General features: G+C 39.9%; 7 protein-coding genes. 1 reads left to right on the top strand and 6 read right to left on the bottom strand.

Translation table 11 applies throughout. The features are described 5' to 3' along the window. Positions 1 to 858 (bottom strand): carbohydrate ABC transporter permease (locus tag AC3LHT_RS06155; protein ID WP_488662289.1); only part of this gene is annotated, 858 nt, incomplete at its 3' end. A gap of 76 nt (positions 859 to 934) precedes the next feature. Further along, positions 935 to 2206, bottom strand: a complete 1272-nt coding sequence (locus AC3LHT_RS06150; RefSeq protein ID WP_488662288.1) for an extracellular solute-binding protein — start codon at positions 2204 to 2206, stop codon at positions 935 to 937. Positions 2207 to 2549: 343 nt separating this feature from the next. Between AC3LHT_RS06150 and AC3LHT_RS06145 the strand changes: the two genes are divergently transcribed. Beyond that, the gene (locus AC3LHT_RS06145; protein WP_290645133.1) at positions 2550 to 3017 is read left to right on the top strand and encodes a peroxiredoxin; all 468 of its coding nucleotides are present in this window, start codon (positions 2550 to 2552) and stop codon (positions 3015 to 3017) included. On the opposite strand, the gene AC3LHT_RS06140 is transcribed toward AC3LHT_RS06145, so the two are convergent. The 4 genes from AC3LHT_RS06140 to AC3LHT_RS06125 all read right to left on the bottom strand — a co-directional run. Continuing rightward, positions 3014 to 3715: a MazG nucleotide pyrophosphohydrolase domain-containing protein gene (locus AC3LHT_RS06140; RefSeq protein WP_488662287.1), complete on the bottom strand. Its 702-nt coding sequence runs from the start codon at positions 3713 to 3715 to the stop codon at positions 3014 to 3016. The two genes, AC3LHT_RS06145 and AC3LHT_RS06140, sit on opposite strands and share 4 nt — an antisense overlap. 86 nt (positions 3716 to 3801) lie before the next feature. Next, positions 3802 to 6723 carry a PAS domain S-box protein gene (locus AC3LHT_RS06135; protein ID WP_488662286.1) on the bottom strand — a complete coding sequence of 974 codons (2922 nt, stop codon included), beginning with the start codon at positions 6721 to 6723 and terminating at the stop codon, positions 3802 to 3804. A gap of 79 nt (positions 6724 to 6802) precedes the next feature. Then, positions 6803 to 7981 carry an ABC transporter permease gene (locus AC3LHT_RS06130; protein ID WP_290645127.1) on the bottom strand — a complete coding sequence of 393 codons (1179 nt, stop codon included), beginning with the start codon at positions 7979 to 7981 and terminating at the stop codon, positions 6803 to 6805. Next, the coding region (locus tag AC3LHT_RS06125) for an ABC transporter ATP-binding protein (RefSeq protein ID WP_488662285.1) at positions 7974 to 8658 on the bottom strand (685 nt) is incomplete at its 5' end. The genes AC3LHT_RS06130 and AC3LHT_RS06125, both read right to left, overlap by 8 nt.

The raw sequence follows: 8658 nt of genomic DNA, 5'->3' as shown, positions 1-8658 counted from the left end.
CATGATAGCAAAGAGTATAATGCTCATAGCACTTGCCCGCCCTATTCGATGATCCCGGATAGCCGTGTAATAAATATTGAGAGTGATGACATCTATGGGTCCCCTTGGGGCACCAGATTGAACGAACAGGTACTGCGTGCTGAAGGTTTTTAGGCACTGAATCATGGCAACTACGGACACTAAAAGAGTTGTGGGTTTTATCAGTGGGAATGTTATTCTCCAAAAAGCTTGCCATGAATTAGCACCATCTATTCTCGCAGCTTCGTGAAGGCTTCTCGGAATACTTGCCATACCCGCGATGAAAATTATTGTGAAATAGCCAACATATTTCCAGAAATAGACCAAAATGGTTGAGAATCTTACCATTCCAATACTTGCCAGCCATTTATGATCAACACCGGGGGAGTTCATCAGGAGATTCACAAATTGGTTTGCCAGACCACGTGGATCGAGAATAAGCAACCATATAGCCGCTGCAACGACCGAAGACAACACCGCGGGGGAATAGTATGCCATCTGGAAAAACTTCTGAAAGCGTTTTCTTGACATGATAAAGGCTGCAAAAATAAGGCTAAACACCACAAGTGGTATGAATGTACCAAGGGTGAATATAGCTGTCGCTTTGACAGAGTTCCAAAAAGTAGGAGAAGTCAACAAGTATGTGTATTGCTTAATACCTACAAATTTCGGTGGTCTTAGTGAAAGAAGGTCTTTCTTGAAAAGGCTGGTATAGAAAGCGTTGGCAATGGGATAAAAGCTGAATAAAGAAAAAAACAACAAAGAAGGTGCAACAAAAATCCAACCCCAAATAGCTTTTTTTCTCTCAATTCCCCTATGTACTCTTCTTTTTCGCGCCACTTTTTCACGCTCCTTGACTGGGTCTCAGTTTTCGAAAAGCAAAAGCAGACCCCAAAAGGGGTCCGCTTCGATAAAATCACCATTCTTCAAGCAATTCGTTCATCTTTGTCTTAAGCCTATGCAACGCAAAAGCTGGTGTGGTATTTGTGAGCATTACAGATTCTACGGCTTCTTTAAGAAGATCCTGCATCATTGGAGCTCTCTCATGAATGGTTATAATATGGGACTTTGCCATATCGTTCAAGAACACATCGGAGTAGGGGATGCTCTTGAAGATATCTGATTCAAGCAAAGCCTTCTGCGGCTGGATGAGTCCGACCTTGAGAAGGTACTCTTCTGGATGGCTTAACATGAAGGCTATGAATTTCCAGGCCCAATACTGTTTTTCCTTTGAACTTTCGGCATTTACCATGTAATAGTGCCCGTAATAAGCGCTTCCAAGATCGTTTACGGCATCTTTGAATCTCGGGAAAGGCACAACCATCCATTCGCCACTTTCATAAAATTCTGGGTTGTCTGCTCTAATCCTGCCCTCTTGGTAGAGCCCGGTAAGGCACATGGCAACGGAGTTGTTGTCTTTATTGAAGAGCTTCCTTGCATTTGTGTATGTGGGTGATCCAAGGTTTCTCCCATTTGGTCCCCATTCTTTGAAATATTCCAGCACTTTTAACCAAGCTTCATCGTTGATAATAGCGGTTTTGCCGTCCTCGCTGAGCAGAGCGCCACCAAGTTGTTCAACCATGGGAACGAGGAAAGTCAAATAGTAAGGATAACGGAAGTCAAAGCCACGCCTCAAAAGAATTTCGCCTTTTCTTATAACGAGTTTCTCTGATACGTCTGCCATCTCTTCCCAGGTCTTTGGATAATCCTTTTCTGGGTCAAGCCCCACTTCTTTGAAGTACTTTTTGTTTATGAATATGCACCAGTTTGTGAGTTCCAGGGGCAATCCATAAAGTTTGCCATCATAAGTTACAGGGTCAAGCACGCCTTCAAGATAGTTATCGTATATTGCCTGAAGGCTGTCATACCCAACGGCCTCGGGATCGATAGGGGATACTCTTCCATTGACAATGTAAGGGTACTCATCGTTGATTTCCATGTTAAAGATATCAGGCCCCTTATGAGCCGCAAATGCTGTCAAAACTGTTTCTTGAATCTTTCTTGAAGGATAAGTGACCCTTTTGATGGTTACATTGGGGTACATTCCTTCAAATTCTTCAATGTACTTATTTTCAATCTCCGTTCTGTTGGGATCTTCATGTGTCCAGAAAAGCAATTCGATCTTTTCAGCTCCCATAAGGAGCAATGAAAAGCTAAGTACGAGAAGAACCATTACAACACGCTTCATATTTCCCACCTCCCATGAAAAATTAGAAAAAATAGAAAAGGAACACAAATAAATTTTAGCACTATTAAACCAATAATGGGAAGAAAAGAAAGGCTTGTGCTTTTGCGAGATCTTGTTTGACGTTAGGATTCGAATATCTGCTTTTCAATGATAATGATTGTTAGCCTGTTCAAACCAGTTTCTAGAGCGAGAAATATCATATGAATCACTTGATGTGATTGTACATAACATGAGTAAAGCTACGTTTAACGATAAAGTAGCAATGAAGAACAGTGTTTCAATGCTCTGAATAAACTGAAATGTAGCTGGTATAATTTAAATGTTTACCGAGGAGGGATGTCGCATGATAAACATGGGAGATAAAGCTCCTGATTTCTCGCTTGTAAATACGGATTTCAAATCCGTGAGGTTATCTGATTTTCAAGGGAAAAAGAGAGTGTTGCTTTTTTACCCCGGAGCTTTTACAAGTGTTTGTCAAAAAGAGCTTTGCGCTTTCAGGGACAGCATTTCAATGTTTGGAAAACTCAACGCAATTGTGCTGGGCATCAGTGTTGATAGCCCATTTGCCAACAAATCGTTCAAAGAGCAAAACATGATTACTTTTGAACTTCTTTCAGATATTACAAGGGAGATTTCAAACACATACTGCGGGTTATACAATGATTTTGCGGGTGTCGAGGGATACAACGTTGCACGTAGAAGCGTATTTGTAATTGATTCACGGGGAGTCGTAACGTATTCCTGGGTTTCAGAAGATCCAGCTCGTGAACCAGAATATAATAAAGTGTTGGAAGAAGTGAAAAAGGCTTAATTTTCGAGAGATTTGTAGTATTCCCAAAGTTTTTCCGCCTCTTCTAAAGATATCTTTCTTTCTGAAAAAAGCCAGGGCTTTCTTTTTGAGATTTTATCGTTGACTTTCTTGAGAATATCTTCGGGGTTTATATTGTTATCACGTGCAAAAAGCCAACTGAGCAAGAGTGCATCGTAAACTATATCCCCCACTTCAAAAGAGGCTTTTAATCGGTTTTTCATGGAGAGTTCTGCTTTGAATTCCTCTATTTCAGAGATAAGCTCTTTTAGAGCATCTTCAGCGGTCTGTTTTGCTCCCCAGGGACACCTGTTGATGGTTCTTTCCAATATATCAAGCAGCTTGTACATTTCTTTGGCAGCGTTTTTTAACAACAGTTCCCCGGTTTTTGCAGGGTCGACCTTTTTGAGATTATCTTCTGTTTCCTTGACCCATTGCACTCCTTTAGCTTCTTTTAATTGTGGTAACGGGGAAATCAGATAATACAGGAATAATTCGTTGCTGTTTTCTATGTATTTTTCAGCGAAAAATCTGCCAATTTCCACCTCTATGCCAAGAGAACGGAGAAAAAAAGTTTTCAATTCATCTCGCGGATCTCCGGAACTCAGTTCTACTACGGGAAGGCTCAATGTACCGAATTCTTCTATCGCTAGCACTCTTCCACCAGTTTCGCACACCCCAACAGCTAATAATCGCATCATCATCGCCTCCTATGGATTATTCTACTTCAAAAGATGAAAAGATGATTTTTTGACACAAGATAAAAGGATTTGCACTTGAATTCAGTTCACTTTTTCACAGAAATGTAAAAAGGCTCATGGTTCTTTTTGGCCAGATACATGGCTTCATCGCCTCTTCGGAGAAGTTCTTTAAGATCATTGCCATTTGTTGGAAAGATCGAAATGCCGAAACTTGCGGAAATTTTCAAAGTCTTATTTGATATTTCAAAAGGTTTTTCCAGGTTCATTAATAGCTTTTTTACGGTTTCAATTGCTCCGGCGGTATCTGTATCAGGTAAAAGGAATACAAATTCATCTCCACCAACCCTTGCTACCACATCGCTTTCTCGCAGTGATGCTTTGATACGGTCAGCTACTTGTTTTAATAAAATATCCCCGATTTCATGCCCAAAAATATCGTTGACTTTTTTAAAACCGTTTAAGTCCATGTACAGTACACTCAGGGGATTGTTGTATCTTTTTGCCAAAGCGAGCTGCTGCGAAGCGTGTTCAAACAGAAATCTTCGATTTGGGAGACCGGTCAAAGCATCATGTGTGGAGATAAAAGCCAGCTTTTTCTGTTGTTCTTTTAACCTTTTCTCAGATTCAAGCCGTTCTAATAGAAAGCCTAAAGTCTTGCTCATAATCTCTGCCATTTCAACGATCGTACTGTCAAAAATCTCTGGGGATTCAAAAGTATCCAGGTTGAATAGTGCCTTAATTTCTTTGTTAACAATAACGGGTATAGAAAGCGTTGCCTTTATTTTATCGAGTTTTACACCCTTTTGCAGTACATTTAACAATTCTTTGTCCAGATTATAGGCTTGTTTAATATCTTTTATAACAATTACTTCGTCCGTTTCGGGGCGAATCAGTTCATTGGGTTTGAACCGCAGATGCTTTAATTTTTCTAAATCATAGCCAACTGTGGCGACATACGTATATATTCCATTTTCTTTCAGCAAAATGCTCCCGGCTTGGGCACCCGGAATTGCACGAATACATCTCTGTAATAAATCATCGAAAGGATTTTCAATAAAATCTCCTTGAAGAATTTTTGCTAGAATTTCCAGCAGGTGATTATGGAAGTTAACCCATTTTTCAAGCAAATCTCTATCTTTTTTAAGCCGTGTAATGTCTCTTGTTATACCAACTACTCCGATAATATCACCACTGGAATTACAGAGAGGGTGAAGTTTTGTTTGAAAATGGAGTTGTTTGCCATTTTGCACCATGGACCATTCGTATTTCTTCGTTTCACTTTTCAGAACCCTTTTGCTAATCTCTATATGAGATATTCCGCTCTTGCCAAACAGTTCCAAAGCAGTTTTCCCTATATATTCAGAGGGCTTTATGCCAAATTCATCGATCCAGCGTCCATAGAGCCCTGTAACTTTGAAATCTCTATCCAGGGTGAATACAAAATCTTCCATTGAACTAACCAAGGCACGGAATTTCTCTTCATTTTCGAAAAGCTTTTCTTCAAATTTTCTGCGTGCAGTTATATCTTCGCCTGAACTCAGCACTCCAGTGATTTTGCCTTCATCGTCTTTCAGGTAGGTATTATGCCATGAAATGAGTTTTTCTTTGCCTTTTCTTGTCAAAATGGGATTTTCGAAACACTCATAAGGTTCCAAATCCCCTGAAATGATAGAAGAAAAGATTTCCCTGACATGGTCGCGAATTCTTTCTGGAATGAAATTGTCAAACCAGTTTTTGCCGATTATTTCCTCTCTTGCACATTCCAAAACTGAACATCCCTTTCGGTTGATGTCGAGAACATAACCCCTGGTATCTATAATAACCATGATTACCCTGGCAATGTCGAAATATTTTTTTGCTTTGTCCCTTTCAGCTTTGATCAGTTCAAGGGCTTTCTTTCTTTGAGAGATGTCCCTTATGACGCTTTGAATGTAGATAGGTTCTCCTTCATTATCTTTCACCAATGAAAGGTTTATCTCGACAGGGATTTTTGATCCATCTCGCTTAATGAGAGTCCTTTCATAGATGGGAAGGTGACCTTTTTCCATAAGAAGCTCCAGCTTTTTTTGCGCATCTTCAAGTTCATCATGAGGAATTATCTTATCAATCTCGAGGTTTTGTGCATCATCAAGGTTGTAACCAAGCATTTCAGCGGCTTTTGCATTGAACTCCAATTTCTCTGTCCTTATGTCTTTTATGATCACGGCATCGTTTTTGTTATCGAACAACGCCTTGTACTTGTGTCTTTCTTCTAAAAGTTTCTTTTTAACATTTTTTCTCTCTGAAACGTCTTTGACTGTTATTTGGATGAAAGCTTCTTTATCCACACTGAACTCATTCATGCTTATTTCAGCGTCAAATGTGGAGCCATCACAACGTAAAAAGCACCATTCGAAAGACTGAGGTTTCCCCTGGTAAGCCAGATAGAGCTTTTTCAAGATACCGTGTTGCCCCGAACTATCTGGCTGCTCCGGTGGAGAAAGGGCATCGAGAGCTTTTCCTGATAGAAGTTTTCTATCACATTTAAATAGCTGAATAGCCTTAGGATTGCAGTCAACAATTTTATTCAGTTTGACTATCAAGATTGCATCGTTAGAGCTTTCAAAAAGGGTTTTGAATTTTTTTTCAAGAAAGCGCTGTTCTTTCTCTTTGACAGCTTTCTTCTTTAAAAAAAGAGACAATCCCCAGATTACGAAAACAATACCAACAATGCTTAAAAACGGATAAAGATAGCCACTTACTATTGACGGTGTTCTTACAAATTCTTCAAGCAAGCCAAGCAGCATTCGGTAGGTAAATAATTCCCAACCTATAATAAGCCATAGACTGTCTGTGCTCATAATATAATAATAGGCTATGACAAAAGCAGCAAGCAAAAAACTTCTCGATAAAACATTGGGAATGTTTAAGAAATCTCTTTGGGGAAAAATGAATAACCATGCGACTATAATTGCAGCTGCTATTGTGCACCAGATTAGGTATTTTTTCCATTTTCTCCGTTTCTGCATGGCGTTCTCCCCATAACTTCTGTGTTGCCCTATGTTTTATATTATATAATATCACAGCAAAAAAACACTTAACCACAACTTATTCACTGCTTTCAAGAATTTTTTCGGAATTATACAATCTGGCGGTTAAGAATATTACAATTGCCATGACAGCCAAGTTACTCAGTATCATGAGGAGAAACCTCAGCGTTGAAATCTGTGAAGTAATGATGTCCTTCATGTTGAATACGCTATTGAGTATTGGAATCAATGATACTATCAGATTTTTTGGGGAGTCCATCTGCATGGTGGCAACTCCCATTATAACCGCACCGATGTAGAAGGGCATAACATAAGCCCCGCCCTCTTTCATACTTTTCGCAAGGCTTCCAAGCAGTACCATTACGGCCGAAGCGAGCCCTGCAACCGTTAGGATAGTAATCAGAAGACAAAGCAATTTAAGCGGGGTTAAAGCAGAAATATTCATCGACAAACCGCTGTTAGGCATGCTTCCCAGGATCGAGAACGCTATTACTAGACCAATAAAGGTTGAAACGCTATTTATAAGCCCTGCGGTCATTACATAAAATACCTTTCCGGTTGCTATTGAGGTACGTGACACTTGGTTTACGAGTATAGGAGATAATGTTCCTCTTTCCTTTTCACCCGCTGTTGTGTCAAGCCCTATATTCATAGAACCCGCGAAGATGTATATGAGAATCATATATGGGAGCATAACGGCAAGGAAATCTGTTCCTTGAGCTTCTTTTGGTGCCATATCAACGCTGGAGATGTCTATTAGCCTGAGGTCGTCAAGGGTCAGTGAGTATGAACGCAATTTATCTGATAATAACAGTTTTTCATAAGCATTTAGGGCGCTTACGATAACCTGCATAGCGTATTTGGATTTGTTGGAAACGGAGTTGTAATAGATCTTTGCGGTGAGTTTCTCATCGTTTTTGTTGAATTCTACTATCACGGTTCTATCGGAACTTGTGACCTCATTGAAATCAGAAGCATTGAAACTCTTATAAAAACCTTCATAGAGCAGCCTTTTGGAGAGTATCTCCGGGAATTTTTCGTCTGGAAGATTGATAAATCCAACTCTATAAACAGTTTCAGCGGCTTTCTTTTCCTGAGAGGAAGCTGTATAGCCTATGGTCAGAAAAAGGCCTGGCATCAAGACCAGAGGAAGGATTATCAGAAAAAATATGCTTCTTCTATCTTTAAACAAGCTCTTCAACTCTTTTTTGAAAATGATTATTGAATCTTTAAGCATCAACCAGCCCTCCCTCTTTTTCCGCTATGGCAAAGAAAATATCTTCTAAATCTTCCGAACCATATTCGCTATATAATGACTTTAAATAGTCAATTTCCACGAGTTTTCCTTTCAATATGATGCCTACCCTGTCACACAGCTTCTCCGCGACGGACATCACATGTGTGGAAATGATAACTGTCTTTCCCTGTTCTTTGAAATCTTTAATGATTTCTGTTACTGTTCTGGCGGTTATTATATCAAGCCCATTGGTGGGTTCGTCAAAAACGATAACCTGAGGATCATGTATAATGCTCACTGCTATTGAAGCCTTTTGCTTCATCCCGGTTGAGAGTTTGCTGATACGTTCATCAAGGAAGTCGTTCATATCAAGGTAATTTGCAAGGGTATCGATCCTTTTCCCAACGGTTTTTCGGTCAATGTGATTTAAGTCACCAAAAAAATACATCAATTCACGTGGTGACAGGTTGCCTGCCAGCTTCATGTCGCTCGTTAGAAAACCTATGCGCTCCCGAACTTCTCTTGCATTTTTCACTGTATCGAATCCAAACACGGTTATTTCCCCGGAATTGGGCTTTAAAAGAGTAGAAATTAGCCTGAGGGTGGTGGTTTTTCCAGCACCGTTGGGACCTAATAGCCCGAATATTTCTCCTGGTGCGGCTTCAAAAGAAACCCCG

The sequence above is a fragment of the Kosmotoga sp. genome (genome assembly GCF_982836095.1).
This window is presented reverse-complemented; position numbering and strand designations above follow the sequence as displayed.

Bases quoted from the DNA above. Each gene is read 5' to 3' on its own strand.
- AC3LHT_RS06150 (WP_488662288.1), bottom strand. From the start codon at position 2,206: ATGAAGCGTGTTGTAATGGTTCTTCTCGTACTTAGCTTTTCATTGCTC.
- AC3LHT_RS06145 (WP_290645133.1), top strand. From the start codon at position 2,550: ATGATAAACATGGGAGATAAAGCTCCTGATTTCTCGCTTGTAAATACG.
- AC3LHT_RS06140 (WP_488662287.1), bottom strand. From the start codon at position 3,715: ATGATGCGATTATTAGCTGTTGGGGTGTGCGAAACTGGTGGAAGAGTG.
- AC3LHT_RS06135 (WP_488662286.1), bottom strand. From the start codon at position 6,723: ATGCAGAAACGGAGAAAATGGAAAAAATACCTAATCTGGTGCACAATA.
- AC3LHT_RS06130 (WP_290645127.1), bottom strand. From the start codon at position 7,981: ATGCTTAAAGATTCAATAATCATTTTCAAAAAAGAGTTGAAGAGCTTG.